Raw genomic sequence first — 26,689 nt, 5'->3', positions numbered from 1 at the left:
AGCGCTTAATTATTCATTTCAAATATCATCTGATAACAGTTATTTTTGTTGGTTTGAGGTCTGCTATACCCGCCAGGAAGGAGGGTTGCCAATAGTTGCGTTTTACCTTTACGCGGCCTGTTGACCCTTTCACCGGGCGGGTTAACTGTCTACACTCACTGCTACAAGAAGAGAAGAAGACAGGTCATTTGATGATACTCATAATTTACGCGCACCCTTATCCGCAGCACTCGCATGCGAATAAGCGGATGCTTGAGCAGGTAAGGACGCTTGATAACGTAGAGATACGTTCCCTCTATCAACTTTATCCCGATTTTAATATCGATATTGCTGCTGAACAGGACGCGCTCTCCCGTGCCGATCTGATTATCTGGCAGCATCCAATGCAGTGGTACAGCACGCCTCCGCTCCTGAAACTGTGGATTGATAAAGTCTTCTCCCACGGTTGGGCGTATGGCCACAATGGCAATGCGCTAAAAGGGAAAAGCCTGATGTGGGCGGTGACCACTGGCGGAGGAGAAAGCCACTTTGATATTGGTTCTTTCCCGGGGTTTGACGTGCTGGCCCAGCCGCTACAGGCTACTGCACTTTATTGTGGTTTGAACTGGATCCCTCCTTTTGCGATGCACTGCACGTTTGTCTGCGACGATGAAACGCTGCAGGCGCAGGCTCGCCATTACAAACAACGCTTACTTGAGTGGCAGGAGACGCACCATGGATAGCCATACGCTGATACAGGCGCTGATTTATCTCGGCGCGGCGGCGCTGATTGTGCCCGTGGCGGTACGCCTGGGGCTGGGCTCGGTTCTCGGCTACCTGATTGCGGGCTGCGTCATTGGGCCGTGGGGTTTTCGTCTGGTTACGGATGCAGAGGCGATTCTCCATTTCGCTGAAATCGGTGTTGTGCTGATGCTGTTTGTGATTGGTCTGGAGCTCGATCCGCAGCGCCTGTGGAAACTTCGCGCCTCGGTATTTGGCGGCGGGGCATTGCAGATGGTGGCCTGCGGCTTACTGCTGGGCGGGTTCTGCATCCTGCTGGGAATGGACTGGAAAGTGGCTGAGCTCATCGGCATGACGCTGGCGCTCTCCTCGACGGCCATTGCCATGCAGGCGATGAACGAGCGAAACCTGACGGTCTCCCAGATGGGGCGCAGTGCATTCTCGGTGCTGCTGTTCCAGGATATAGCGGCGATTCCGCTGGTGGCGATGATCCCGTTGCTGGCGGCAAGCGGCTCCTCCACCACGCTGGGCGCGTTCGCGCTGTCGGCACTGAAGGTTGTAGGGGCGCTGGCACTGGTGGTCCTGCTGGGCCGCTACGTGACCCGTCCGCTGCTGCGTTTCGTCGCCCGCTCGGGTCTGCGCGAAGTGTTCAGCGCCGTGGCACTGTTCCTGGTCTTTGGTTTTGGTTTACTGCTGGAAGAAGCCGGGCTGTCGATGGCGATGGGGGCATTCCTTGCGGGCGTTCTGCTGGCAAGCTCTGAATACCGGCACGCGCTGGAAAGCGATATTGAGCCGTTCAAAGGGTTGCTGCTGGGACTGTTTTTCATCGGCGTGGGGATGTCCGTCGACTTCGGCACGCTGGTCACACACCCGCTGCGGATTATCATCCTGCTGGTCGGTTTCCTGGTCATTAAAATGGCAATGCTGTGGCTGATTGCGCGGCCATTAAATGTGCCGGGTAAACAGCGCAGCTGGTTTGCCGTACTGCTGGGGCAGGGGAGTGAATTTGCGTTCGTGGTCTTTGGCGCCGCGCAGATGGCAAACGTGCTGGATCCTGAGTGGGCAAAAGCGCTGACGCTGGCGGTCGCACTCTCGATGGCGGCAACGCCTGTTCTGCTGGTGGTGCTGACTCGCCTCGAAAAATCGGGTAGCGATCAGGAGCGCGAAGCCGATGAAATCGACGAGGAGCAGCCACGCGTGATCATCGCTGGTTTTGGTCGCTACGGACAGATCGTAGGGCGTTTGCTGCTGTCGAGTGGGGTGAAAATGGTCATCCTCGACCACGATCCCGACCATGTCGATACGCTGCGTAAATTTGATATGAAAGTGTTTTACGGTGATGCCACCCGTGTCGATCTGCTGGAATCTGCGGGGGCCGCAAAAGCGGAGGTGTTGATTAACGCCATTGACGATCCGGAGACCAGCATACAGATGGTGGAGCTGGTAAAAGAACATTTCCCGGCGCTGACGATCATTTCCCGCGCGCGCGATGTGGATCATTACATCCGGCTACGTCAGGCAGGCGTTGAGGCACCCGAGCGTGAAACATTCGAAGGTGCGCTGAAATCCGGGCGTATGGCGCTCGAGAATCTGGGGCTCGGGGCGTATGAAGCGCGCGAACGTGCGGATCTGTTCCGCCGCTTTAACACCGGGATGGTGGAAGAGATGGCGGCGATGGCAGGCAGCACGGCCACGGAGCGGGCGGCGGTGTTTAAACGCACCAGTGCGATGCTGACGGAAATCATCAATGAGGACCGTAATCATCTGTCGCTGATCCAGCGTCATGGCTGGCAGGGGACGGAAGAGGGCAAGCATACCGGCGATCCGGCTGACGAGCCCGAGAGTAAACCTTCAGTGTGAAGTGGCGTTGCCAGCAATATTAAAAAATTTCTGTATCTTTACTCTGCCGCCAGTCGACGAAAGATTAAGCTTTCCGTATAGTGGCGGCAATTTTTTGCATCCGGGAAATTTTCAATGATCAGTCTGATTGCAGCGCTGGCGGTAGACCGCGTTATCGGTATGGAAAATGCCATGCCGTGGAACCTGCCTGCCGATCTCGCATGGTTTAAACGTACGACGTTAAACAAGCCGGTAGTGATGGGCCGCCTGACCTGGGAGTCGATTGGTCGTCCATTGCCGGGCCGTAAGAATATCGTTATCAGTAGCCAGCCGGGTACTGACGATCGCGTCGAATGGGTTAAGTCCGTAGATGAAGCGATTGCTGCCTGCGGTGATGCCGAAGAGATCATGGTGATCGGCGGTGGTCGTGTGTATGAGCAGTTCCTGCCTAAAGCGCAGAAGCTGTATCTGACCCACATTGATGCGGAAGTGGAAGGGGATACCCATTTCCCGGATTACGATCCGGACGAGTGGGAATCCGTATTCAGTGAATTCCACGACGCCGATGCGCAGAACTCCCACAGCTACTGCTTCGAGATTCTGGAACGTCGTTAAGTTTTTCCCCCTCACCCTGGGTGAGGGGGATTCATCAGGAGGCGACGGCCTCACTCTCCCCTGAGTCCTGCTGTCGGTTGGATGGCTGCACGAAGTAAGCTTTATCTTCCCAGCGTAAGCAGGTTAACTCGCCTCCCCAGCAGCAGCCGGTATCCAGACCGTAGATACCCTCTGGCATGCCTTTGCCCTCCAGTGCCGCCCAGTGACCAAACGCTATGCTGTATTCGGTTGTTACCGGCCCCGGAATGGCAAACCACGGTTTGAGGGGGGCAGGCGCGCTTTCCGGCGTTTCCTTGGAATACATGTCCAGCTGCCCGTTCGGGAAGCAGAATCGCATGCGGGTGAACGCATTGGTGATAAAGCGCAGGCGGGCCAGACCGCTGAGCTCTTCGCTCCAGTGGTTCGGCATATCGCCGTACATGGCATCCAGGAAGAAGGGATACGAGTCGCTCGCCAGTACCGCTTCTACGTCACGCGCACAGGTCTTTGCCGTCTCAAGATCCCATTGCGGGGTGATCCCGGCATGGGCCATGACCAGTTTTTTATCCTCGTCGACCTGTAACAAGGGCTGACGGCGCAGCCAGTTAATCAGATCGTCCGCGTCTGGCGCTTCCAGCAGCGGAGTGAGGCGATCTTTAGGCTTGTTGCGGCTGATCCCGGCAAACACGGCCAGCAGATGGAGATCGTGATTGCCCAGCACCATGCGCACGCTATCGCCCAGCGATTTGACGAAACGTAAAACCTCAAGCGAGCCCGGGCCGCGCGCGACTAAATCGCCCGTCAGCCAGAGGGTGTCCTGTCCTGGCGTAAAGTCGACCTGTTTTAACAATGCGATCAGTTCATCGTAGCAACCGTGAACGTCGCCAATCAGATATGTAGACATTAGATTAATGAATGAGTGTGGTTACGGCGAGACGGAACACAGGAATAGCAACACGGAACACATTGCCATCGACGTCGACCATTTCGTAATGGCCTTGCATGGTACCCAGCGGCGTTTCAATCACCGCACCGCTGGTGTACTGGTACTCTTCGCCAGGGGCGATGTGGGGCTGTTCGCCCACGACACCTTCACCCTGAACTTCAATTTCGCGGCCATTGCCGTTGGTGATAAGCCAGTAGCGCCCGCGCAGCTGCACGGGCATCCGCCCCAGATTGCGAATGGTCACGGTGTAAGCAAAGACAAAACGCTCTTCATCGGGTGAGGATTGCGATTCAACATAGACGCTTTGTACATGGACACATACGCGGGGCGAATCAATCATGGCTTAACTCTCCTTCGGCGGCGCATTTTCGCTGATGTAATTAGCCAGCTTGCAGTACTGCTCTACGGAAATGTTCTCCGCACGCATTGCCGGGTCGATCCCCAGCTCGGCTAACACCTCAACGGTAAATGAATTGCTCAGGCTGTTACGGATCGTTTTACGGCGCTGGTTAAAGGCTTCTGTGGTAATGCGGCTGAGGACACGCAGATCTTTAACCGGATAGGGTTTCGTTTTATGTGGCACAAGGCGCACAACCGCTGAATCCACTTTCGGTGGTGGTGTGAACGCTGACGGCGGCACTTCGAGTACCGGGATCACGTTACAGTAATATTGTGCCATCACGCTTAAACGACCATACGCTTTACTGTTCGGCCCTGCAACCAGACGGTTAACCACCTCTTTTTGCAACATGAAGTGCATATCGGCAATGGCATCAGTATAGCTAAACAGGTGGAACATGAGCGGCGTGGAGATGTTGTACGGCAGGTTGCCGAAGACGCGCAGCGGCTGACCCATTTTCTCCGACAGTTCGCCAAAGTTCATGGTCATGGCGTCCTGCTGGTAGATGGTCAGCTTCGGTCCGAGGAACGGGTGCGTTTGCAGGCGTGCGGCAAGATCGCGGTCCAGTTCGATGACGGTCAGCTCGTCGAGGCGTTCGCCTACCGGCTCGGTCAGTGCAGCAAGGCCCGGACCGATTTCGACCATAGCCTGACCTTTTTGCGGATTAATAGCCGAAACAATGCTTTCGATCACGAACTGATCGTTGAGGAAGTTTTGCCCGAAGCGTTTTCGGGCTAAGTGGCCCTGATGGACTCGATTAGTCATTGAGTATTAACAATCATTTTGATGGCGAGATTAAGCGCCGTAATAAAACTGCCGACATCCGCTTTCCCCTGTCCTGCCAGATCCAGCGCAGTACCGTGGTCAACGGACGTTCGAATAAAGGGTAAACCGAGGGTGATATTCACCCCGCGGCCAAAGCCCTGGTATTTTAGCACGGGCAGGCCCTGATCGTGGTACATCGCGAGGACGGCGTCGGCATTATCCAGGTATTTCGGCTGAAAAAGCGTGTCCGCAGGGAGCGGCCCGCTAAGATTCATCCCTTTAGCGCGCATTTCTTCAAGCACCGGAATAATGGTGTCGATCTCTTCGGTGCCCATGTGTCCACCTTCTCCCGCATGCGGATTCAGGCCGCAAACCAGAACGTGTGGCTGTTTGATGCCGAATTTGGTTTGCAGGTCATGATGCAGGATCCCGATGATCTCCCGCAGCAGTGCCGGGGTGATGGCATCAGGAATGGCCTTAACAGGCAGATGGGTGGTCACGAGCGCAACGCGCATTGCCTCCGTCGCCAGCATCATCACTACTTTCGGGCTGTGCGAGCGCTCTTCAAAGAATTCCGTGTGCCCGGTAAAGGGGATACCCGCTTCGTTGATGACGCCCTTGTGCACGGGGCCGGTGATCAGGGCAGCAAATTCACCCTTCAGGCAACCGTCGCAGGCGCGCGCGAGGGTTTCCACGACGTAGTGGCCGTTTTCCGTGCTGAGCTGGCCTGGAATGACCGGTGTACGAAGAGGGACAGAAAGAACCGTGAGCGTACCGGCTTGCTGTGGTGCTGGCTGTTGGCCTTCAACGTAAGGAATAAGCGTTAAAGGCAGACCGAGCAGCTTCGCCCGGTCTTGTAACAGTGTTGCATCTGCGCAGACAACCAGTTCCACCGGCCAGCTTCGCTGGGCGAGCTGGACAACGAGGTCTGGCCCAATCCCGGCGGGTTCGCCGGGGGTGATCACAACACGATGCGGTTTCATTAGTTACTCAGAACTTTCACGTAAGCACTGGCGCGTTGTTCCTGCATCCAGGTTGCCGCTTCTTCAGAGAACTTACGGTTAAACAGCATACGGTAAGCGCGGTCTTTCTGCGCCGCATCCGTTTTATCCACGTTACGGGTGTCCATCAGCTCGATCAGATGCCAGCCAAATGAAGAGTGTACCGGAGCACTGATCTGGCCTTTGTTCAGCTTCATCAGCGCATCGCGGAAGGCAGGATCGTAAATATCTGCTGCAGCCCAGCCCAGATCGCCGCCCTGATTAGCAGAGCCTGGATCCTGAGAGAACTCCTTCGCGGCATTGGCAAACGAGGTTTTACCGCTCTTAATGTCTGCCGCAATCTGCTCCAGCTTCGCACGTGCCTGATCGTCAGTCATGATCGGTGACGGTTTGAGCAGAATATGGCGAGCGTGAACTTCAGTCACGGAAATGTTCTGGCTCTGACCACGCAGATCGTTCACTTTCAGAATGTGGAAGCCCACACCGGAACGGATTGGACCCACGATATCGCCTTTCTTCGCCGTACTCAGCGCCTGGGCAAAGATGGATGGCAGCTCCTGAATACGTCCCCAGCCCATCTGGCCGCCTTTCAGCGCCTGTTGGTCAGCGGAGTAGGTGATAGCCAGCTTGCCAAAGTCGCCGCCGTTACGCGCCTGTTCGACAATAGAACGTGCCTGACTTTCTGCTTCCGCAGCCTGATCGGAGGTTGGGTTCTCTGGCAGTGGGATCAGAATGTGGCTCAGGTTCAGCTCTGTGCTCGCATCGTTCTGGTTACCCACCTGTTTTGCCAGCGCGTCCACTTCCTGCGGCAGGATCGTGACGCGACGACGGACTTCATTGTTACGCACTTCCGAAATCAGCATCTCTTTACGGATCTGGTTGCGGTAGGTGGCGTAGCTGATGCCGTCATAGGCCAGACGACTGCGCATCTGATCCAGAGACATGTTGTTTTGCTTTGCGATGTTAGCGATGGCCTGATCGAGTTGCTCGTCAGTCACCTTCACGCCCATTTTCTGACCCATCTGCAGAACGATCTGATCCATGATCAGTCGTTCCAGGATCTGATGGCGCAGCGTGGCGTCATCCGGAAGTTGCTGACCTGCTTCGCCCGAATTGAGCTTCACAGATTTCATCAGACCGTCAACGTCACTTTCGAGCACGACGCCGTTGTTAACAACAGCGGCGACCTTATCAACAACCTGGGGGGCCGCGAAGCTGGTATTCGCAACCATAGCGACACCGAGCAGCAGCGTTTTCCAGTTCTTCATACTTTTTCCATTTCAATTAACCGCAAAGCGGATTACGTTGTAAATCAAATACATTACAAGGAACTACGGTATGGCAGGATGTTCGAACGCAGCATCTGCTGGGTGCCCAGGCCGTAGTTGGAACTCAGGCCGCGCAGTTCGACATTAAAGCCAATCACGTTATCGTATTTGCTCTGATTGTTTTGAGTATCCCAGCCGTTAAGCTTACGTTCGTAGCCGACACGCAGCGCATAACAACAGGAGTTATATTGCAGACCCACCATCTGGTCAGCAGGTTTATTGGCGTTAGTGTCAAAGTAGTAAGCGCCTACGATTGACCAGCGATCGGCGATAGGCCAGCTTGCTGCGCCACCCACCTGCGAAATCCCATCTTTGTATTGGTCAGCATTGGCGTAGTTCGGCAATGTCGCCTGAATATATTCCGGACTGGCATAGCGGTACGTCAACTGCATCATACGGTCTTCATCACGACGGTATTCAATAGCTGCACTGCTCGTCGCGATATTGTCCAGTCGCGTATCGTACTGCAACCCACCGCGCAGACCCCAGCGATCGGTCATGCGCCAGTAGGTATCACCCGCCCACACCAGTGAACCCGTTTTGTTGTCTTTCTCCCAGTTAATGTCGTCATCACCCGTACGAGACTCGGTGAAATAGTAAATTTGACCAACAGAAACGTTAAAACGTTCAACGGCAGATTCATCATAAACGCGCGTTGTGACACCGGTCGTTAACTGGTTAGCGGAAGCAATTCGGTCGAGACCACCGTAGGTACGGTCGCGGAACAGGCCGCTATAGTCCGATTGCAGGAAAGAGGAGTCGTAGTTCTGAATCTTGCTCTGATCGCGATAAGGCACGTAAAGATACTGCATGCGTGGCTCAAGCGTCTGAGTATAGCCATCCGCCAGGAGTGCCATATCACGTTCGAAAATCAGTTTACCGTCCATCTTAAACTGGGGAAGCGTACGGTTTACTGATTCTTCAAGATCGGTACCATAGCGATTGTTGTACCAGTCCAGATTTTTCTGCTGATAGTGCGTCGCCATGAGCTTGGCTTCGGTATTCAGACTTGCCCAGTCATTTGACCAGGGCAGGTTGACCGTCGGCTCAATATGAACGCGTGTGGATTCTGGCATATCCGAGTTGGTATTAACGAAATGCACCGCCTGAGCGTAGACGTGGGTGTCGAAAGGACCGACATCGTTTTGGTACCAGTTCACGTCCAGTTGCGGTTCAGCACCGTAGGTACTTGCTGTTTGGGTATTAAAGACCTGGAACTGCTTGGTTGACACCGTGGCGTTAAAGTTTTGAATGGCATAGCCAACGCTGAATTTCTGCGTGGCATAACCATCGGTACTTGAACCGTACTTGGAGTCAAAGTCATTAAAGTAGTAAGGATCGCTGACCTTGGTATAGTCGACGTTAAAACGCCAGACCTGATCCAGTACCCCGGCATGCTGCCAGAAATACATCCAGCGGTGCTTGTCGCCTTCGGTCGGGTGCTCATCCTGGAAGACTTTATCTGACGGCAGATAATCCAGCTCCATCAGACCCGCACCGGCCTGAGTCAGGTAGCGGAATTCGTTCTCCCACATGACGTTGCCGCGCTTATGGATATAGTGCGGGGTGATCGTGGCGTCCATGTTGGGCGCGATGTTCCAGTAATACGGCAGGTAGAACTCAAAGTAGTTCGAGGTGCTGTATTTGGCATTGGGGATCAGGAAGCCCGAGCGACGCTTGTCACCCACGGGAAGCTGAAGATAAGGGCTGTAGAATACCGGTACCGGACCCAGCTTAAAGCGGGCGTTCCAGATCTCCGCGACCTGCTCTTCACGGTCGTGGATCACTTCGCTCCCGACCACGCTCCAGGTGTTTGACCCTGGCAGACAGGAGGTAAAGGAGCCATTTTCCAGGATCGTATAGCGGTTTTCACCGCGCTGTTTCATCAGGTCCGCTTTACCGCGTCCCTGGCGACCCACCATCTGGTAATCACCTTCCCAGACGTTAGTATCTTTCGTATTCAGGTTTGACCAGGCTTTCGGACCTTTCAGGATGACCTGATTGTCGTCATAGTGCACATTACCCAGCGCATCCACCGTTCGTACCGGCTCGGCCGCGCCTTCCGGCTGCTTCTGGTGCAACTGCACTTCATCTGCCTGCAGGCGGCTATTGCCCTGGTTAATATCCACATTGCCCGTAAACGTGGCGTTGTCAGGATAAGTACCCTTAGAACTGTCTGCAGTAATGGTTACCGGCAAGCTATTTGTATCACCCTGCACCAGTGGGCGATTATAACTTGGAACGCCAAGCATACACTGCGAGGCGAGATCGGCCGCCAGCCCCTGTTGACTGTACAGGGCGGTGCCAATCATTGTGGCCAGAAGGGTGGGGATACGTTTTTTCATACGTTGTATTTTATTGTTCCGTCATCAGTGGCTACGGCTTACAAACGCTCAGAGACTATCTTACTCATCAGCGCAGTACCAGCGTTAATCCTGCCCGTTTGCGTGCCAGAGTGTTAGGCTCGCTATCGAATGACGAGTATGATAAAGCAAATTATAGGCGATGTCCTTCAATTGACCGTGGCTTGAACACTGTGATGATGACGTTGCGTCGGCCAGGAATATGACTATCCGGGGAGTATATGCAGTATTGGGGTAAAATAATCGGCGTTGCGTTCGCCATCATCATGGGTGCCGGGTTCTGGGGAATCGTGCTTGGGCTCATTATCGGTCATATGTTTGATAAGGCGCGCAGCCGCAAAATGGCCTGGTTTGCGAATCAGCGCGAGCGCCAGTCACTCTTTTTCTCCACCACCTTTGAAGTCATGGGGCATTTAACCAAATCCAAAGGCCGCGTGACCGAAGCCGATATTCAAATCGCCAGCATCTTTATGGACCGCATGAATTTGCATGGTGAATCCCGTGTGGCCGCGCAGAATGCGTTTCGCATTGGGAAATCAGATAACTATCCGCTGCGTGAAAAAATGCGTCAGTTCCGCAGCATCTGCTTCGGACGTTTTGATTTAATTAGGATGTTTCTGGAAATTCAAATCCAGGCGGCGTTTGCTGACGGTTCACTGCACCCTAATGAACGTGATGTTCTGTACGTCATTGCAGAAGAGTTGGGCATCTCCCGAATGCAGTTCGACCAGTTCTTACGCATGATGCAGGGCGGCGCGCAGTTTGGCGGGGGGTATCACCAGCAGTCGTCCGGCGGTGCATGGCAGCAGGCGCAGCGTGGACCGACGCTGGACGATGCCTGCAACGTACTTGGCGTGAAACCCACTGATGATCAGACCACCATCAAACGCGCCTATCGCAAGCTGATGAGCGAGCATCACCCTGACAAACTGGTCGCGAAAGGCTTACCGCCGGAAATGATGGAGATGGCGAAGCAGAAAGCGCAGGAAATTCAGAAGGCTTACGAGCTGATTAAAGAGAAGAAAGGTTTCAAATAAAAAAGGGCCCGACAGTGTCGGGCCCTTTTTTCAGAAGTCCACCGGGGCGTTAAACGTCATCGTGTTACCGAAGGCCGGATGGGTAATGGTCAGCGTCTGGGCGTGAAGCTGAAGACGCGGTGCTAACGCCAGCGCTTCCGGCGGCGCGTAAAACCGGTCGCCTAAAATCGGATGACCCAGCGCAAGCATATGCACGCGCAGCTGGTGTGAACGTCCGGTAATCGGCTTAAGGAGTACGCGCGCGGTGTTATCCGGTGCGTACTCCAGCACTTCATACTCGGTCTGCGCGGCCTTGCCGGTTTCATAGCAGACCTTCTGCTTAGGCCGGTTCGGCCAGTCGCAGATCAGCGGCAGATCGACCAACCCTTCTGCCTGTGCAGGATGTCCCCAGACGCGCGCCACGTACTGCTTTTTCGGCTCGCGCTCGCGGAACTGGCGCTTCAGCTCGCGCTCCGCCGATTTATTGAGCGCCACCACAATCACGCCGCTGGTTGCCATATCCAGACGATGCACAGATTCCGCCTGTGGATGATCGCGCTGAATGCGCGTCATCACGCTGTCTTTGTGCTCATCCAGACGCCCCGGTACGGACAACAGGCCGCTCGGCTTGTTAACTACCATAATGTGTTCATCCTGATACAGGATGACCAGCCAGGGATCCATCGGCGGATTGTAGGGCTCCATTACCATTTTTTTGCTCTTCTTACTGATGCGTGACAACAATCAGACGCAATGCGTCCAGTCGCCAGCCCGCCTGATTCAGGCTTTCCATAATTTGCTGACGGTTGCTTTCAATGGCAGCCAGTTCATCGTCACGGATGTTCGGGTTCACCGCCTTCAGCGCTTCCAGACGGGACAGCTCTGCTGAGAGTTTCTCATCGGCCTCGGTGCGTGCAGCATCGATCAGCGCACGGGCCGCTTTCTCGATCTGGCTTTCGCCCAGTTGCAGAATGGCATGCACGTCCTGCTGTACCGCATTCACCAGCTTGCTGCCCGTATGGCGATTCACCGCGCTCAGCTGACGGTTGAAACTCTCGAATTCAACTTGCCCTGCCAGGTTGGTACCGTTTTTATCCAGCAGCAGACGCACAGGCGTTGGCGGCAGGAAGCGGGTCAGCTGGAGCTGTTTCGGTGCCTGGGCTTCCACAACGTAGATCAGTTCTACCAGCAGCGTACCCACCGGCAGTGCCTTGTTCTTGAGGAGTGAAATCGTGCTGCTACCGGTATCGCCGGAAAGGATCAGATCCAGTCCGTTACGGATCAGCGGGTGTTCCCAGGTGATGAACTGAGCATCTTCGCGGGACAGCGCCACATCACGCTCGAAGGTGATAGTACAACCATCTTCCGGCAGGCCCGGGAAATCCGGCACCAGCATGTGATCGGACGGGGTCAGGACAATCAGGTTCTCGCCGCGATCGTCCTGGTTAATTCCGACGATGTCGAACAGGTTCATGGAGAAGCTGATCAGACTGGTGTCATCATCTTGTTCTTCAATGCTTTCAGCCAGCGCCTGCGCTTTCTCTCCGCCGTTGGAGTGAATTTCCAGCAGGCGGTCGCGACCCTGCTCAAGCTGCGCTTTCAGCGCTTCATGCTTCTCGCGGCAGGATTTGATCAGATCGTCAAACCCGTCACTGTTTTCCGGTGCGGCCAGGTAGCCGATCAGATCGCTATGCACCTGATCGTAAATGGTGCGGCCCGTCGGGCAGGTATGCTCAAACGCATCCAGACCTTCGTGGAACCAGCGCACCAGCACGGACTGGGCAGTTTTTTCCAGATACGGCACGTGGATCTGAATATCATGCGCCTGGCCGATACGATCCAGACGACCGATACGCTGTTCCAGCAGATCCGGGTTGAACGGCAGATCGAACATCACCAGATTACTGGCAAACTGGAAGTTACGGCCTTCAGAACCGATTTCCGAGCACAGCAGAACCTGTGCGCCACTGTCCTCTTCACCGAACCACGCCGCGGCGCGGTCACGTTCAACGATGGACATCCCTTCGTGGAACACGGCGGCGCGAATACCTTCACGCTCGCGCAGCACCTGCTCCAGCTGCAGCGCGGTAGCCGCTTTGGCGCAGATCACCAGCACCTTCTGGGAGCGGTGGGCGGTCAGGTAGCCCATCAGCCACTCCACGCGCGGGTCGAAGTTCCACCAGGTGCCAGTATCGCCTTCAAATTCCTGGTAGATTTGTTCCGGGTAGAGCATGTCGCGGGCGCGCTCTTCCTGGGTTTTGCGCGCGCCCATAATGCCAGAGACTTTGATCGCCGTCTGATACTGGGTGGGCAGCGGCAGCTTGATGGTATGCAGCTCGCGTTTCGGGAACCCTTTCACGCCGTTACGGGTGTTGCGGAACAGCACGCGGCTGGTGCCGTGGCGGTCCATTAGCATGTCGATGAGCTCTTTACGCGCAGGCTCCGCGTTATCGCTATCGCTATTCGCGGCCTGCAGCAGCGGTTCAATATCCTGCTCGCCAATCAGCTCGCTCAGGGTGTTGAGTTCCTCATTAGAAAGACGATTGCCTGCCAGCAGCATGGCCACGGCATCCGCGACCGGACGGTAGTTATTCTGTTCTTCCACGAACTGCCCGAAATCGTGGAAACGGTTTGGGTCGAGCAGGCGCAGACGTGCGAAGTGGCTTTCCAGACCCAGCTGTTCCGGCGTTGCGGTCAGCAGCAGGACGCCAGGGACGCGCTCCGCAAGCTGTTCGATAGCCATATACTCGCGGCTTGGCGCGTCTTCGCTCCAGACTAAATGGTGCGCTTCGTCAACGACCATAATGTCCCACTCGGCATCGCACAGGTGCTCAAGACGCTGCTTGCTGCGGCGCACGAAGTCCAGGGAGCAAATGACCAGCTGTTCGGTTTCAAACGGGTTGTCGGCGTCGTGCTGCGCTTCGGCATAGCGTTCGTCGTCAAACAGGGAGAAGCGCAGGTTAAAGCGGCGAAGCATCTCGACCAGCCACTGGTGCTGCAGGGTTTCAGGCACCACGATCAGCACGCGCTCGGCGGCACCGGAAAGCAGCTGTTGATGCAGGATCATACCCGCTTCAATGGTTTTACCCAGGCCCACTTCATCGGCCAGCAGTACGCGAGGGGCATGGCGACGGCCCACGTCATGGGCGATATTCAGCTGGTGGGGGATCAGGCTGGTGCGCTGACCGCGCAGGCCGCTCCACGGCATACGGTACTGTTCACTCTGGAACTTGCGCGCGCGATAGCGCAGCGAGAAGCGATCCATACGGTCAATTTGCCCGGCAAACAGGCGGTCCTGCGGCTTACTGAAAACCAGTTTGCTGTCGAGCAGCACTTCACGCAGGATGACATTGGCTTCGTCTGTATCAAGACGCGTACCAATGTAAGCGAGCAGTCCATTCTCTTCTTTTACGTCTTCAATCTTGAGCTGCCAGCCGTCATGGCTGGTCACGGTGTCACCCGGATTGAACATCACGCGGGTTACAGGGGAGTCATTGCGAGCGTACAGGCGGTTTTCACCGGTGGCAGGGAAGAGGAGGGTAACCATACGCGCATCGACGGCAACGACGGTTCCTAATCCAAGTTCGCTTTCTGTATCGCTGATCCAGCGTTGACCAAGTGTAAAAGGCATAGTTGTTCGGCTCTAATCTTTAATTGCAGGCAATAGTTCGACCCCCGTCAAAAAAAGACGGTCATCGAAAAATGGGTCCGGGAATGGAAAGGGCGCTATGGTACTGGATGGCAGCCATTTCGTCACGTGTCAAAATAGGCCAAGTTGCCCTGTCACTAGTGTAGCAAAATCGTCGTCGATGAAGGGCAAAATTCCGTCGGCGACCGGCTGAAGCTGACGCGTCAGGTAGTGATCGTAATCGAGCGGTGAGTATTGATAATCCACCGGTTCCGGACCGTTAATTGTCCAGACGTATTTGATCGTCCCCCGGTTCTGATACTGCGGGGCGCGGCCGCGCTTCACGTTCTCTTCATCCGCCAGGCGCGCGGCGCGTACGTGGGGAGGCACATTACGTTGATACTCTGCCAGCGGGCGGCGCAGGCGTTTGCGGTAAACCAGTTGGTTATCCAGCTCACCCGCCATCAGGCTGGCGATGGTTTCGCGCACGTAATCCTGATAGGGCTCGTTGCGGAATACCCGCAGGTAAAGCGTTTGCTGGAACTGCTGCGCCAGCGGGGTCCAGTCGGTGCGAACCGTCTCCAGCCCTTTGAACACCATCCGCTGCGTGTCACCTTCCTGAATCAGCCCGGCGTAGCGCTTCTTGCTGCCCTGGTCGGTACCGCGAATGGTGGGCATTAAAAAGCGGGCGAAATGGGTTTCAAATTCCAGTTCTAACGTGCTGGTTAACCGCTCTTTTTGCAAACTTTCGCGCCACCAGGCGTTCACGAAGGCGACTAGTTCTTTGCCGATTCGCGCGGCGTCCTCTTCAGAATGGGCGGCTTTCAGCCAGACAAAGGTGGAGTCGGTATCGCCATAAATGACGTCATAGCCCCGGGATTCAATCAGCGCTTTGGTTTGACGCATGATTTCATGCCCGCGCATGGTGATGGATGACGCCAGTCTGGGGTCGAAAAAGCGGCAGGCGCTGGTGCCCAGCACGCCGTAAAAGGCATTCATAATGATTTTCAGCGCCTGCGAGAGGGGCTTATTGCCGTGACGCTTCGCCTCGTCGCGCCCGTGCCAGATGTTTCCCACAATTTCAGGCAGGCAGTGTTTTTCACGCGAGAAACGGGCGCCGAGAAAGCCTTCAGTGCTGTGCGCGTCGTCCGGCTGCGCCATCCCTTCCACCAGCCCCACCGGGTCAATCAGGTACGTGCGGATAATCGACGGATACAGGCTTTTATAATCCAGAACCAGCACCGAATCGTAAAGCCCTGGCCGGGAGTCCATCACATACCCGCCGGGGCTGGCCTGTGGCGGTACGTCCCCGAGGTTGGGGGCAACGTACCCTGCCCGGTGCATGCGGGGGAAATAGAGGTGGCTAAAGGCCGCTACCGAGCCGCCGTGCCTGTCGGCCGCGAGGCCGTTTACCGTCGCGCGCTCCAGCAGGAATGGCATGATCTCGGTTTTGTGGAAAATCTGCGTAACCAGCTCGCAATCTTTCAGGTTATAGGTGGCGAGCGCCGGTTTATCTTCGTTAAAGCGTCGGTCAATCTCATCCATTCTGTCCCAGGGATTGTCAATGGATTTGCCCTCGCCAAGCAGCGCCTGCGCTACGGCTTCAAGAGAGAATGACGAGAAGTTCCAGAAGGCGGATTTCAGTGCCTCGATGCCGTCGATAATCAGGCGGCCATTGGCCTGGGCGAAGAAGACGCCATTCTTAAAGCCGTGCTCGCGCCACTCCAGCTCGCTGTTGCCGCGTCCGAGTATCAGCGGAATGCGATACCGCTCGGCATGTTTTTGCAGCACGCGCAGGTCGAACTGCACCACGTTCCAGCCGATCAGGACATCGGGATCGTAGTCGGCAAACCACTGGTTAAGCTTCTCCAGCAGCTGGGGTCGGCTATTGACATATTCAAGCCGGAAATCCAGCGTGGACGCATCGCCATTTGGCGGCCCAAGCATGTACACAACCCGATCGCCGCAGCCTTCCAGACCAATGCAGTACAGCTCGCCGTGGCGGGTGGTTTCAATGTCCAGGGAGACCCATTTTAGCGGCGGGCGATAGCCCGGGTTAGGCTTCAGACGAGCGTTAACGAGGCGACCGTTTTGCGCTGTGCCATCCACCCAGACGGGCGCGGTAATAAACCGTTCCATCAGGAAACGCTCGGGGGGGCGGATATCCGCTTCGTAGAGCGTTACGCCCGCCTCGCGCAGCAGCTTTTCATAGCGCATCAGTTGACGATGGGCGCGACAGTAAAGGCCGTATACCGGCTGACGGTGGAAATCTTTCAGCTCAAGAGGGGTGATGCGCCAGCCGTTTTCGCCGCGCAGCAGTTGTTTGACTTTTTCGACGTGCGATTCAGGAATAAACGCCACGGACTCCTGCGGCGGCAGCGTTACGTGCAACGGGCCGCTGTCCGTCGCCAGCCAGAATTCAACCTCAGTGCCCTGAGGCGTATCCCGCCAGTGCCGGGTCAGTAAAAAGCCTTCTTGCGCCTGCGTCACACCGTTATCCCATAAACAAAACCAGGCTTGATTATAGCCTGGTTAAGGGGTGTTTGCTGGGGTTTTATACAGTGTCTTTTTTGCCGGATGGCGCTGCGCTTATCCGGCCTACAAGCTACTGCCCGTAATACGCTTTCGCGCCGTGCTTGCGCAGGTAATGCTTATCCAGCAGGGTTTGCTGCATATCCGGTAGCTGTGGCGCGAGCTGGCGACAGAAGATCCCCATATAGGCGACCTCTTCCAGCACGATGGCGTTATGTACCGCGTCTTCCGCGTTTTTACCCCAGGCGAAGGGACCATGGGAGTGCACCAGCACGCCAGGCATCTGCGCCGCGTCGATACCCTGTTTTTCGAAGGTTTCGACAATCACGTTGCCGGTTTCCCACTCGTACTCACCGTTGATTTCCGCCTCGGTCATTAAGCGCGTGCAGGGAATGGTGCCGTAAAAGTAATCCGCGTGGGTGGTACCCGTGGCGGGAATGGACTGGCCCGCCTGCGCCCATATGGTGGCGTGACGCGAATGGGTATGCACGATGCCGCCGATGGTCGGGAATGACTGATACAGCAGACGGTGGGTAGGCGTATCGGAGGAGGGTCTTTTGTTGCCTTCCACCACTTCACCCGTTTCGATGCTGACCACCACCATATCGTCTGCCGTCATCACCGTGTAATCCACGCCAGAAGGCTTGATCACGAACACACCTTTTTCGCGGTCAACGGCACTGACATTGCCCCAGGTCAGGGTCACCAGGTTATGTTTCGGCAGCGCCAGGTTGGCTTCGAGCACCTGTCGTTTGAGATCGTCTAACATTGTTGTCTCCCTGCCCGGTGAACACGGTGCCACCGGGCATTTCGTACTTAGCGTTTCGAACCGTAATAGACTTCGTTCCAGCGCAGCGCATCTTTGAACGCAGGCAGGCGGGTGTCGTTATCAATCACGGTCAGTTCGATATCGTGCAGCTCGGCGAACTGACGCATGTCATTCAGATCCAGCGCGTGGCTGAACACCGTGTGGTGCGCGCCACCGGCCAGGATCCAGGCTTCTGACGCGGTTGGCAGGTCTGGCTGTGCTTTCCACAGGGCGTTGGCGACCGGCAGTTTTGGCAGTGAATGCGGCGTTTCAACTGCATCGACGCAGTTCACCAGCAGGCGGAAACGATCGCCCAGGTCGATCAGACTGGCGTTGATGGCCGGGCCCGTGCGGGTGTTGAAGATCAGACGAGCCGGATCGGCTTTACCGCCAATGCCGAGGTACTGCACGTCAAGAATCGGTTTCTCTTCCACCGCAATAGACGGGCACACTTCCAGCATGTGCGAGCCGAGTACCAGGTCATTGCCGTTTTCGAAGTGGTAGGTGTAATCCTCCATAAAGGAGGTGCCGCCCTGCAGACCGGTTGACATCACCTTCATGATGCGAAGCAGAGCGGCAGTTTTCCAGTCGCCTTCGCCTGCAAAGCCGTAGCCCTGCTGCATCAGACGTTGTACTGCCAGACCCGGGAGCTGTTTCAGGCCGTGGAGGTCTTCAAACGTTGTCGTAAAGGCGTGGAAGCCGCCCTGTTCCAGGAAGCGCTTCATGCCAAGCTCAATGCGCGCGGCATCCAGCACGTTCTGGCGCTTGTCGCCGTTGATTTGTGCCGCAGGCGTCAGGCGGTAACGGCTTTCGTACTCGTCTACCAGCGCGCTCACGTCGCCATCGCTGATTTCATTCACTACCTGCACCAGGTCGCCCACCGCCCATGTATTGACGGAGAAACCGAACTTGATTTGTGCTGCGACTTTATCGCCATCGGTGACCGCCACTTCACGCATGTTGTCACCGAAACGCACCACTTTCAGATGGCGGGTATCTTGTTTCGATACCGCCTGACGCATCCACGAGCCGATACGGTTTTGCGCCTGGCTGTCCTGCCAGTGACCAGTCACGACGGCATGCTGCTGACGCATACGCGCGCCGATGAAGCCGAACTCGCGGCCGCCGTGCGCGGTCTGGTTCAGGTTCATGAAGTCCATATCGATGCTGTCCCACGGCAGGGAGGCGTTGAACTGGGTATGGAACTGCAGCAGCGGTTTGTTGAGGATAGACAGGCCGTTGATCCACATTTTGGCCGGTGAGAAGGTGTGCAGCCACACGACCAGACCGGCGCACTTGTCGTCGTAGTTCGCGTCGCGACAGATATGGGTGATCTCATCCGGCGTTGTACCCAGGGGTTTCAGCACCAGTTTGCATGGCAGTTTGGCTTCCGCGTTGAGGGCATTAACGACGTGCTCCGCATGTTTCGTCACCTGCTGCAGCGCTTCCGGCCCGTACAGGTGCTGGCTGCCAATTACAAACCACACTTCATAATTATTAAAAATGGTCATCATCGTGTCCTTAATGGGTCAGGGTTGCCGTCGTGTCCGCGGTGTGTTTTGACGGGGCGGCGACAGGGAGATAGTGAAGTTCGGCGCTTTTTGCCCATTGCTGGTAGCGCTGATAAAGCTGTTCAAAGCGTTGTGCCTGCTGGACACGCGGCTCGAGTGTGTTTTCGACGGCGCTGGCCATATGCTGCTGCGCGGTGGGGATATCCGCGTGGACACCGGCTGCCACGGCGGCGAAAATCGCCGCGCCCAGCGCGCAGCATTGATCGGACGCGACAATCTGCAGCGGACGGTTCAGCACGTCGCAGCAGGCCTGCATAATGACCGGATTTTTACGGGCGATGCCGCCCAGTGCCATCACGTTATTCACGTCGATACCCTGTTCGGTGAAGCACTCCATAATGGCGCGCGCGCCGAAGGCAGTGGCGGCAATCAGGCCACCGAACAGCGCAGGGGCGTCGGTCGCCAGGTTGAGATCGGTAATCACCCCTTTCAGTCGCTGGTTGGCAAACGGCGTGCGGCGGCCGTTAAACCAGTCCAGCACCACCGGCAGGTGATCGAGAGACGGATTTTTCGCCCAGGCTTCCGTGAGCTGTGGCAGAAGCTGTTTTTTACTGTCGGCGATCTGGCTTTTCAGTTCAGGATGCGCAGCCGCGAGCTGATCCAGCGGCCAGCCCAGCACGCGGCCAAACCAGGCGTAGATATCGCCGAAGGCGGATTGACCCGCTTCGAGACCGATGAAGTCCGGCACCACGCTGCCGTCAACCTGGCCGCAAATGCCTTTTACCGCGCGATCGCCAACGGTGGCTTTATCCGCCGTCAGAATGTCACAGGTGGAGGTGCCGATAACTTTCACCAGCGTGTTAGGTTGTGCGCCCGCCCCCACGGCACCCATATGGCAGTCAAACGCGCCCCCGGAAATCGCCACGTTCTGCGGCAGGCCGAGGCGTTTTGCCCACTCTTCGCAGAGCGTGCCCACCGGAATATCGGCGGTGAAGGTGTCGGTAAACAGCGGGTAGGTCAGGTTTTTATTGATAATTGGATCGAGTTCATCGAAGAAGGCTGCCGGAGGCAGACCGCCCCAGCTTTCATGCCACAGGGATTTATGCCCGGCGCTGCAGCGTCCGCGGCGAATATCCTGCGGACGGGTGGTGCCGGAGAGCAGGGCGGGAACCCAGTCACACAGCTCAATCCACGATGCCGCAGCCTGCGCAACGGTCGCATCGGCACGGGTGACATGCAGGATTTTGGCCCAGAACCATTCGCTGGAGTAAATTCCGCCGATATAGCGTGAGTAGTCTGTTTTGCCCGGCTGATGGCAAAGACGGGTGATGGCTTCGGCCTCTTCCACGGCGGTATGGTCTTTCCACAGCACGAACATGGCGTTCGGGTTGTCGGCGAATTCCGGGCGCAGCGCCAGTACGCGGCCTTCGGCATCCACCGGGGCAGGCGTTGAGCCGGTGCTGTCGACGCCAATCCCAACGACATCGGCCCGCTGGGCATCCGTCAGTTCCGCCAGAACGGTTTTGACTGCCGCTTCCATCGACTCGATATAGTCACGCGGGTGGTGACGGAACTGGTTATTTGGCGCATCACAGTAGCGCCCCTCTTGCCAGCGCGGGTACCACTCAACGCTGGTTGCTATCTCCTGGCCAGTCGTACAGTCCACTGCCAGCGCGCGAACCGAGTCGCTGCCAAAATCGAGGCCAATTGCAATTGCCATGGTGTTGCTCCATCCGAAAAACAGGTATGGAAGAACATTAGAGACTGGGGACAAAAATCGTCAGGCAGGATCCGCTAATCTTATGGATTAAATTGCTGTTACAGCGGAAAGTGTGACGCCGTGCAAATATTCAATGTGGACATTTCTGCCGCACTTATAGACACTTTTGTTACTGCTTATCTGCCTCCTCTGGCGGAGAAATCAGGGGGAAAGGCTGAAACATGGCGGACGTAAAAGAGGCGTGATGCTTTCTGGATCTTTTCGCAGACCATTTTTGACCTGCTTTTAGTGATATGGACAATTGGTTTCCTTCAGGACCGTTGGGAGAACTGAATCTATGGCCGAAACGCAAAACGATCCCTTGTTGCCGGGATACTCGTTTAACGCGCACCTTGTGGCAGGGCTGACCCCTATCGAGGCTGAGGGATATCTCGATTTTTACGTCGATCGACCGCTCGGGATGAAAGGGTATATCCTCAACCTGACCGTGCGCGGAGAGGGGATCATCAAGAATGGCGACCAGCAGTTCGTCTGCCGCCCCGGCGATATCCTGCTGTTCCCGCCGGGGGAGATCCACCACTATGGCCGTCATCCGGATGCCAAAGAGTGGTATCACCAGTGGGTCTATTTCCGTCCGCGCGCCTACTGGCAGGAGTGGCTTACCTGGCCTGCTATTTTTGCGCACACCGGTTTTTATCGCCCGGATGAAGTGCATCTGGCGCAGTTCCGTGAGCTGTTCGCGCAGATTATTGACGCGGGGCAGGCTGGTGGTCGCTACGCTGAACTGCTGGCGATAAACCTGCTTGAACAACTGCTGCTGCGACGGATGGAGGCCATTAACGAGTCGCTTAATCCTCCGCTGGATAACCGCGTGCGCGACGCCTGCCAGTACATCAGCGACCATCTCGCCGACAGTCAGTTCGATATTGCCAGCGTCGCCCAGCATGTGTGTCTGTCGCCGTCACGGCTGTCACATCTGTTTCGCCAGCAGCTTGGCGTCAGCGTCCTGAGCTGGCGTGAGGATCAGCGTATCAGCCAGGCGAAACTGTTGCTCAGCACCACCCGGATGCCGATTGCCACCGTGGGGCGTAACGTTGGCTTTGAAGATCAGCTCTATTTTTCTCGCGTCTTTAAAAAATGCACCGGTGCCAGCCCGAGTGAATTCCGCGCGGGATGTGAATAAACGGTAAAAAAAGATAAACAAACAGGTGAACGCAGAAAGCTACCTGTAAACTATTCAGACAATTGTTGCCTTGACGCAGTGCGGGGCGCTAAGCAGAATCGCTGATTCGTTTTCTGACCGGAATAGTTATGCAGGCATTGCTGGAACACTTTATTACCCAGTCCGTTATGTATTCGCTCATCGCCGTGGCGCTGGTGGCCTTTCTGGAGTCGCTGGCGCTCGTGGGGTTAATCCTGCCCGGCACCGTGATGATGGCGGGTCTTGGCGCGCTGATTGGCAGCGGCGAGGTCAATTTCTGGCAGGCGTGGCTGGCCGGGATAATCGGCTGCCTGCTGGGCGACTGGATCTCCTTCTGGCTGGGCTGGCGCTTTAAGAAGCCGCTGCACCGCTGGTCGTTCATGAAAAAGAACAAAGCGCTGCTGGATAAAACCGAGCATGCGCTGCATCAGCACAGCATGTTTACTATTCTCGTCGGCCGCTTTGTGGGACCCACGCGTCCTCTGGTGCCGATGGTTGCCGGAATGCTGGATCTGCCCGTTGCAAAGTTTGTGGTGCCGAACATCATCGGCTGCGTCTTCTGGCCGCCGTTCTACTTCCTGCCGGGGATCCTGGCCGGTGCGGCCATCGATATTCCTGACGGCATGCAAAGCGGTGAGTTTAAGTGGCTGTTGCTGGCAACGGCGGTGCTGCTGTGGCTGGCTGCGTGGCTGTGCTGGCGGTTATGGCGCAGTGCGAAAGCCAGTGTCGATCGCCTGACACGCTATCTTCCGCGCACTCGTCTTTTGTGGCTGGCCCCCCTGATGCTGGGCGTTGCGGTGGTGGCGCTGGTCGCACTGATTCGCCATCCTCTGATGCCGGTGTACGGTGAAATCCTGTTGAAGGTGGTGAGCCGTTAATGGGTTTCCCTCTCCCTGTGGGAGAGGGCCAGAGTGATGGCATCAGACTGCGCTGATGCCCAGCAGCGACGACGCGGTAGCGTTACCCTTCAGAAGTTCTTCTGTCATCCCATCCCACACAATTCGTCCTTCGGCAATGACCACCGATCTGGGGGCAATCCGTGCGGCATCTTCGATGCTGTGCGAAACCATCAGCATCGTCAGCTGCTGGCGCTGACAGACGTCCTGCACAAGCGTCAGCATCTCCTGGCGCAGCGCCGGGTCGAGCGCAGAGAACGGTTCATCCAGCAGCAGTATCGGCTGTTCGCGGACCAGACAACGGGCAAGCGCCACGCGCTGACGCTGGCCGCCGGAAAGCTCGCCGGGCAGCCTGTCGAGAAATTCCGCGATCCCCATCTGGGCGGCAATGACCTCTAGCTTCTGGCGCTGGGGGGCGTTCAGCTTGAGTCCCGGATGCATCCCCAGCGCGATGTTTTGCCGCACCGTCAGGTGGGTAAACAGGTTGTTTTCCTGAAACAGCATGGAGACAGGACGTTTTGCAGGCGGCGTATGGGTATGGTCCCGATTTTCAATGATTATCGATCCGCTTGCCGGCTGCAGAAACCCCGCAACCAAATTGAGCAGCGTGCTTTTTCCCGCACCGCTTGGGCCAAGCACCGCAATAATCTCTCCCTGACGCACGGAGAGCGTGAAGCGCATCGGCAGATGCTGGTAAAGCCAGGTTACATCAGTCAGTTTTAACATCACGCCCCGGAAGTTTTTCGATAACGGTAAAGAGTCCAAAGCACAGCAGAAGCAGCAGCAGCGCCGTGACGGCCCCGTCCTGGCTGCGGTAGGAGCCAATCTGCTGATAAAGCCAGAACGGCAGCGTGCGGAAATCGTCATTGCCGAAAAGGGCTACCACGCCAAAATCCCCGATGGAGAGTACGCAGGCGAAGGCCAGCGCCTGAGCGAGCGGTCGTTTCAGGGCGCGAAGTTCCACCACCTTTAACCGCCGCCAGCCGGTTATCCCAAGGGACTGACACAGGACGCTGTAGCGGCTGTTGACATCCCGCATAGGATTTTCCAGTACTTTCAGCGCGTAGGGGATGGCCATTAAGGCATTGGTAAAAATGACGATGCCGTCGGCGCTTTCCGGCAGGCCGACGGTGGTGTTGAACAGCAGAAAGAAACCGGTCGCCAGCACAATGCCCGGCATCGCCAGGATCAGCATGCCCGTTAGCTCCAGCGCTTGTCCGGCATTACGGGCATGACGCGCGTAGAGCTCACGGCTGCTCCAGAGCAACATCATGGTCAGGATCACGCATAGCGCTCCGGCTGCCAGCGCAATGCGTACCGAGGTCCACGTCGCTTGCCACAGCACGGGCTGTTGCAGTACTGACACCACATTCCTGTTCAGGCCATCAACGATAACGGCCAGCAGCGGTGGCAACAGAAGCAGGAGTGCCAGCACGATCAGGATAAAATCGGAGACGCGGCTGTGCAGGCTATCCTGCGGATCGCGCCAGCCCGAGAGGCTATTGCTGCCCGGGGGAATCGCTTTGCTCAGGCGCTGGCTCAGCAGCACCAGCACCAGACAGCACGCCATCTGCACGATCGCCAGAAGCGCGGCGCGGCCCGGATCGTAGTCGTAACTTAAGGCCTGATAAATCGCCAGCTCAATGGTGGTCGCCTGTGGCCCGCCGCCGAGAGAAAGCACGGTGGCGAAGCTGGCGAAGCAGAGCATAAAGATCAGCGCGGCAACCGGGGCAATCTGACGTCTTAACCAAGGCCATTCGACAAAGCGGAAAAACGACCATCCACGCATGCCAAGCTGAGCGGCAATCTGGCGTTGTTCGCCGGGAATATTCTCCAGTGCCTGCAAAAAGAGGCGCGTTGCCATCGGCATATTGAAAAACACGTGCGCCAGCAGAATGCCCTGCAGGCCGTATGGCGAGAAGGTCCATTCCAGACCAAGCCGGGCAAACAGCAACGCCAGCCAGCCCTGTCGACCGTAAACACTCAGGATACCAAATACCGCGACCAGCACGGGCAGGATCAGCGTCATGGCGCACAGGCGCAGCAGGACTACTCTTCCGGGGAAATGCCGACGATACAGAGCCCGCGCAAGAAAAATAGCCGGGATCGCTGACAGCAGGGCAGAAAGAAACGCCTGCCAGAAGGAGAAACGAATGACGTGCCAGAGATAGCTATCGCGCCAGAGCGCGAGCAGATCGCTCTCCGGCGCGTTAAACCACAACGCAAGGAATGCTCCCAGACTGACTACCACCATCAGCATGGCGGCGAGCAGTCCGGGAAGTAACCAGCCAGGAATTAACGGCTGACGGCGCGTTGCCATTCACTTACCCATGCTGCTCGCTGCGCGGCCACCTGCTGCGGCGTAAACTCCAGCGACGTTTGTGGTTTGGTTAACTGTTCGAAACCGGCCGGCAGTGCAACGTGGGTGACGGGATACATCCAGTTGCCCGCAGGAATGGCATTCTGAAACGCCGGAGAAACCATAAATTTCAGGAACTTCTCGGCGAGTTCCGGCTGTTTGCTGGCAGCGGTACGCGCGGCAACCTCCACCTGCAGATAATGCCCTTCGGCAAAATTCGCGGCGGCGTAGTTGTCTTTCTTCTCGGCGATAATGTGGTAAGCCGGCGAGGTGGTGTAGCTGAGCACCAGATCGCTTTCGCCTTTCAGGAACAGACCATACGCTTCACTCCAGCCTTTGGTCACAGTGACGGTTTTGGCGGCCAGCTTCTGCCACGCTTGCGGCGCGTTATCCCCGTAGACCTTCTGCATCCAAAGCAGCAGTCCCAGGCCTGGCGTGCTGGTACGCGGATCTTCATAAATCACGCGCCATTTCTGGTCGCTCTCCACCAGCTCCTTCAGGCTCTTCGGCGGATTTTTCAGCTTGTTTTTGTCATAGACGAAAGCAAAGTAGCCGTAGTCGAACGGCACAAAGGTGTCGTTGTTCCAGCCGCCCGGCACGTTGACGGCCTCTGCCGCTACGCCGCTTTTGGCAAACAGTTTGGTTTGCGTGGCGGCTTCCAGCAGGTTGTTATCCAGCCCGAGCACCACGTCGACTTTGCTGTTTTTCCCTTCCATACGCAGACGGTTAAGCAGCGACACGCCATCTTCCAGCGCCACGAATTTCAGCTCGCAATTACAGTCAGCTTCGAAGGCTTTTTTGACTAACGGGCCAGGGCCCCAGTCGGCAGAGAACGAGTCGTAGGTATAGACCGTCAGGACGGGCTTCGCGAACGCAGGCAGCGCAAACAGCGCCAGCAGAGGAAGAACTTTTTTTAACACTTTGCACCTCAGGGTTGAGTGGCAAAGGATTTTGAGAGACAGCCTCAAATCCCTTCGCCGGCGTTATCCGGATCAGGTTCGACGGGTATTATCTCAGCGCACATCTGTGATGCAGCACCCCGTTGAGAACGGCGCTATTGTA

General features: G+C 56.6%; 21 protein-coding genes and 1 riboswitch. Of the genes, 6 read left to right on the top strand and 15 right to left on the bottom strand.

The genetic code is table 11. The features are described 5' to 3' along the window. The first annotated feature begins 191 nt into the window (after nucleotides 1-191). From kefF to folA, 3 genes are all read left to right on the top strand, one after another. A complete protein-coding gene (gene kefF / locus ACOTY9_RS15360) occupies nucleotides 192-722 on the top strand; it encodes a glutathione-regulated potassium-efflux system oxidoreductase KefF (RefSeq protein ID WP_014882502.1) in 531 nt (176 codons plus the stop codon). Continuing rightward, entirely contained in the window at nucleotides 715-2,580 is a 1,866-nt protein-coding gene (gene kefC, locus ACOTY9_RS15355) for a glutathione-regulated potassium-efflux system protein KefC (protein WP_032637522.1), read from the top strand. Before kefF ends, kefC begins: the two co-directional genes overlap by 8 nt. 114 nt (nucleotides 2,581-2,694) lie before the next feature. Then, nucleotides 2,695-3,174: a type 3 dihydrofolate reductase gene (gene folA / locus ACOTY9_RS15350; protein ID WP_006173915.1), complete on the top strand. Its 480-nt coding sequence runs from the start codon at nucleotides 2,695-2,697 to the stop codon at nucleotides 3,172-3,174. A 34-nt stretch (nucleotides 3,175-3,208) separates the two neighbouring features. Here the strand turns inward: folA and apaH are convergent, their stop codons facing one another. From apaH to lptD, 6 genes are read right to left on the bottom strand one after another with little or no spacing between them, the layout of a single operon-like run. Next, complete coding sequence (gene apaH / locus ACOTY9_RS15345) at nucleotides 3,209-4,057, bottom strand: bis(5'-nucleosyl)-tetraphosphatase (symmetrical) ApaH (protein ID WP_014882504.1); 849 nt, start codon at nucleotides 4,055-4,057, stop codon at nucleotides 3,209-3,211. A 4-nt stretch (nucleotides 4,058-4,061) separates the two neighbouring features. Then, the gene (apaG, locus tag ACOTY9_RS15340) at nucleotides 4,062-4,439 is read right to left on the bottom strand and encodes a Co2+/Mg2+ efflux protein ApaG (RefSeq protein ID WP_014882505.1); all 378 of its coding nucleotides are present in this window, start codon (nucleotides 4,437-4,439) and stop codon (nucleotides 4,062-4,064) included. Between the two features lie 3 nt (nucleotides 4,440-4,442). After that, a complete protein-coding gene (gene rsmA, locus ACOTY9_RS15335) occupies nucleotides 4,443-5,264 on the bottom strand; it encodes a 16S rRNA (adenine(1518)-N(6)/adenine(1519)-N(6))-dimethyltransferase RsmA (protein ID WP_008502020.1) in 822 nt (273 codons plus the stop codon). After that, nucleotides 5,261-6,247, bottom strand: a complete 987-nt coding sequence (pdxA, locus tag ACOTY9_RS15330) for a 4-hydroxythreonine-4-phosphate dehydrogenase PdxA (protein WP_014882506.1) — start codon at nucleotides 6,245-6,247, stop codon at nucleotides 5,261-5,263. Before pdxA ends, rsmA begins: the two co-directional genes overlap by 4 nt. Continuing rightward, nucleotides 6,247-7,533, bottom strand: a complete 1,287-nt coding sequence (gene surA, locus ACOTY9_RS15325) for a peptidylprolyl isomerase SurA (RefSeq protein ID WP_014882507.1) — start codon at nucleotides 7,531-7,533, stop codon at nucleotides 6,247-6,249. The genes pdxA and surA overlap by 1 nt, the downstream gene beginning before the upstream one ends. Nucleotides 7,534-7,586: 53 nt before the next feature. Next, nucleotides 7,587-9,938: an LPS assembly protein LptD gene (gene lptD / locus ACOTY9_RS15320; protein WP_014882508.1), complete on the bottom strand. Its 2,352-nt coding sequence runs from the start codon at nucleotides 9,936-9,938 to the stop codon at nucleotides 7,587-7,589. 239 nt (nucleotides 9,939-10,177) lie between these two features. On the opposite strand from lptD, the gene djlA reads away from it, so the two are divergent. Then, nucleotides 10,178-10,993: a co-chaperone DjlA gene (gene djlA, locus ACOTY9_RS15315; RefSeq protein ID WP_014882509.1), complete on the top strand. Its 816-nt coding sequence runs from the start codon at nucleotides 10,178-10,180 to the stop codon at nucleotides 10,991-10,993. A gap of 30 nt (nucleotides 10,994-11,023) precedes the next feature. Here djlA and rluA read toward each other — a convergent pair whose 3' ends face one another. From rluA to araB, 6 genes are all read right to left on the bottom strand, one after another. Then, complete coding sequence (gene rluA, locus ACOTY9_RS15310) at nucleotides 11,024-11,683, bottom strand: bifunctional tRNA pseudouridine(32) synthase/23S rRNA pseudouridine(746) synthase RluA (RefSeq protein ID WP_348565781.1); 660 nt, start codon at nucleotides 11,681-11,683, stop codon at nucleotides 11,024-11,026. 13 nt (nucleotides 11,684-11,696) lie between these two features. Further along, complete coding sequence (rapA, locus tag ACOTY9_RS15305; protein WP_014882511.1) at nucleotides 11,697-14,603, bottom strand: RNA polymerase-associated protein RapA; 2,907 nt, start codon at nucleotides 14,601-14,603, stop codon at nucleotides 11,697-11,699. A 129-nt stretch (nucleotides 14,604-14,732) separates the two neighbouring features. Next, nucleotides 14,733-17,090: a DNA polymerase II gene (polB, locus tag ACOTY9_RS15300; protein WP_117580895.1), complete on the bottom strand. Its 2,358-nt coding sequence runs from the start codon at nucleotides 17,088-17,090 to the stop codon at nucleotides 14,733-14,735. Between the two features lie 115 nt (nucleotides 17,091-17,205). Continuing rightward, nucleotides 17,206-17,901, bottom strand: coding sequence for an L-ribulose-5-phosphate 4-epimerase (araD, locus tag ACOTY9_RS15295; RefSeq protein ID WP_045134561.1), 696 nt, complete (start codon nucleotides 17,899-17,901; stop codon nucleotides 17,206-17,208). Nucleotides 17,902-17,948: 47 nt separating this feature from the next. Then, nucleotides 17,949-19,451 carry an L-arabinose isomerase gene (gene araA, locus ACOTY9_RS15290; RefSeq protein ID WP_014882514.1) on the bottom strand — a complete coding sequence of 501 codons (1,503 nt, stop codon included), beginning with the start codon at nucleotides 19,449-19,451 and terminating at the stop codon, nucleotides 17,949-17,951. Between the two features lie 10 nt (nucleotides 19,452-19,461). Then, nucleotides 19,462-21,171 carry a ribulokinase gene (gene araB, locus ACOTY9_RS15285; RefSeq protein WP_045269093.1) on the bottom strand — a complete coding sequence of 570 codons (1,710 nt, stop codon included), beginning with the start codon at nucleotides 21,169-21,171 and terminating at the stop codon, nucleotides 19,462-19,464. 337 nt (nucleotides 21,172-21,508) lie between these two features. On the opposite strand from araB, the gene araC reads away from it, so the two are divergent. Together araC and ACOTY9_RS15275 are read left to right on the top strand one after the other, a co-directional pair. After that, on the top strand, nucleotides 21,509-22,354 hold the full coding sequence (gene araC / locus ACOTY9_RS15280) for an arabinose operon transcriptional regulator AraC (RefSeq protein ID WP_014882516.1): 846 nt from the start codon (nucleotides 21,509-21,511) through the stop codon (nucleotides 22,352-22,354). A 128-nt stretch (nucleotides 22,355-22,482) separates the two neighbouring features. Continuing rightward, nucleotides 22,483-23,250 carry a DedA family protein gene (locus ACOTY9_RS15275; protein WP_014882517.1) on the top strand — a complete coding sequence of 256 codons (768 nt, stop codon included), beginning with the start codon at nucleotides 22,483-22,485 and terminating at the stop codon, nucleotides 23,248-23,250. 42 nt (nucleotides 23,251-23,292) lie between these two features. Here the strand turns inward: ACOTY9_RS15275 and thiQ are convergent, their stop codons facing one another. Genes thiQ through thiB form a run of 3 tightly spaced genes read right to left on the bottom strand, consistent with a single transcriptional unit; the run spans nucleotide 23,293 to nucleotide 26,547 of the window. Next, nucleotides 23,293-23,994, bottom strand: coding sequence for a thiamine ABC transporter ATP-binding protein ThiQ (thiQ, locus tag ACOTY9_RS15270; protein ID WP_063666905.1), 702 nt, complete (start codon nucleotides 23,992-23,994; stop codon nucleotides 23,293-23,295). Beyond that, nucleotides 23,978-25,588 carry a thiamine/thiamine pyrophosphate ABC transporter permease ThiP gene (gene thiP, locus ACOTY9_RS15265; protein WP_032637515.1) on the bottom strand — a complete coding sequence of 537 codons (1,611 nt, stop codon included), beginning with the start codon at nucleotides 25,586-25,588 and terminating at the stop codon, nucleotides 23,978-23,980. Before thiP ends, thiQ begins: the two co-directional genes overlap by 17 nt. After that, complete coding sequence (gene thiB, locus ACOTY9_RS15260; RefSeq protein WP_421637378.1) at nucleotides 25,564-26,547, bottom strand: thiamine ABC transporter substrate binding subunit; 984 nt, start codon at nucleotides 26,545-26,547, stop codon at nucleotides 25,564-25,566. Before thiB ends, thiP begins: the two co-directional genes overlap by 25 nt. A 31-nt stretch (nucleotides 26,548-26,578) precedes the next feature. Beyond that, a riboswitch (TPP riboswitch) is annotated at nucleotides 26,579-26,679 on the bottom strand. Nucleotides 26,680-26,689: the final 10 nt, after the last annotated feature.

Origin of the sequence: Enterobacter cloacae complex sp. SHL012 (assembly GCF_049237505.1) — a bacterium.
Lineage (GTDB): Bacteria > Pseudomonadota > Gammaproteobacteria > Enterobacterales > Enterobacteriaceae > Enterobacter > Enterobacter kobei.
This window is presented reverse-complemented; position numbering and strand designations above follow the sequence as displayed.

Excerpts from the sequence above, each read along its gene's own strand:
- kefF (WP_014882502.1), top strand. The coding sequence starts at position 192 with ATGATACTCATAATTTACGCGCACCCTTATCCGCAGCACTCGCATGCG.
- kefC (WP_032637522.1), top strand. The coding sequence starts at position 715 with ATGGATAGCCATACGCTGATACAGGCGCTGATTTATCTCGGCGCGGCG.
- folA (WP_006173915.1), top strand. The coding sequence starts at position 2,695 with ATGATCAGTCTGATTGCAGCGCTGGCGGTAGACCGCGTTATCGGTATG.
- apaH (WP_014882504.1), bottom strand. The coding sequence starts at position 4,057 with ATGTCTACATATCTGATTGGCGACGTTCACGGTTGCTACGATGAACTG.
- apaG (WP_014882505.1), bottom strand. The coding sequence starts at position 4,439 with ATGATTGATTCGCCCCGCGTATGTGTCCATGTACAAAGCGTCTATGTT.
- rsmA (WP_008502020.1), bottom strand. The coding sequence starts at position 5,264 with ATGACTAATCGAGTCCATCAGGGCCACTTAGCCCGAAAACGCTTCGGG.
- pdxA (WP_014882506.1), bottom strand. The coding sequence starts at position 6,247 with ATGAAACCGCATCGTGTTGTGATCACCCCCGGCGAACCCGCCGGGATT.
- surA (WP_014882507.1), bottom strand. The coding sequence starts at position 7,533 with ATGAAGAACTGGAAAACGCTGCTGCTCGGTGTCGCTATGGTTGCGAAT.
- lptD (WP_014882508.1), bottom strand. The coding sequence starts at position 9,938 with ATGAAAAAACGTATCCCCACCCTTCTGGCCACAATGATTGGCACCGCC.
- djlA (WP_014882509.1), top strand. The coding sequence starts at position 10,178 with ATGCAGTATTGGGGTAAAATAATCGGCGTTGCGTTCGCCATCATCATG.
- rluA (WP_348565781.1), bottom strand. The coding sequence starts at position 11,683 with ATGGTAATGGAGCCCTACAATCCGCCGATGGATCCCTGGCTGGTCATC.
- rapA (WP_014882511.1), bottom strand. The coding sequence starts at position 14,603 with ATGCCTTTTACACTTGGTCAACGCTGGATCAGCGATACAGAAAGCGAA.
- araD (WP_045134561.1), bottom strand. The coding sequence starts at position 17,901 with ATGTTAGACGATCTCAAACGACAGGTGCTCGAAGCCAACCTGGCGCTG.
- araA (WP_014882514.1), bottom strand. The coding sequence starts at position 19,451 with ATGACCATTTTTAATAATTATGAAGTGTGGTTTGTAATTGGCAGCCAG.
- araB (WP_045269093.1), bottom strand. The coding sequence starts at position 21,171 with ATGGCAATTGCAATTGGCCTCGATTTTGGCAGCGACTCGGTTCGCGCG.
- araC (WP_014882516.1), top strand. The coding sequence starts at position 21,509 with ATGGCCGAAACGCAAAACGATCCCTTGTTGCCGGGATACTCGTTTAAC.
- ACOTY9_RS15275 (WP_014882517.1), top strand. The coding sequence starts at position 22,483 with ATGCAGGCATTGCTGGAACACTTTATTACCCAGTCCGTTATGTATTCG.
- thiQ (WP_063666905.1), bottom strand. The coding sequence starts at position 23,994 with ATGTTAAAACTGACTGATGTAACCTGGCTTTACCAGCATCTGCCGATG.
- thiP (WP_032637515.1), bottom strand. The coding sequence starts at position 25,588 with ATGGCAACGCGCCGTCAGCCGTTAATTCCTGGCTGGTTACTTCCCGGA.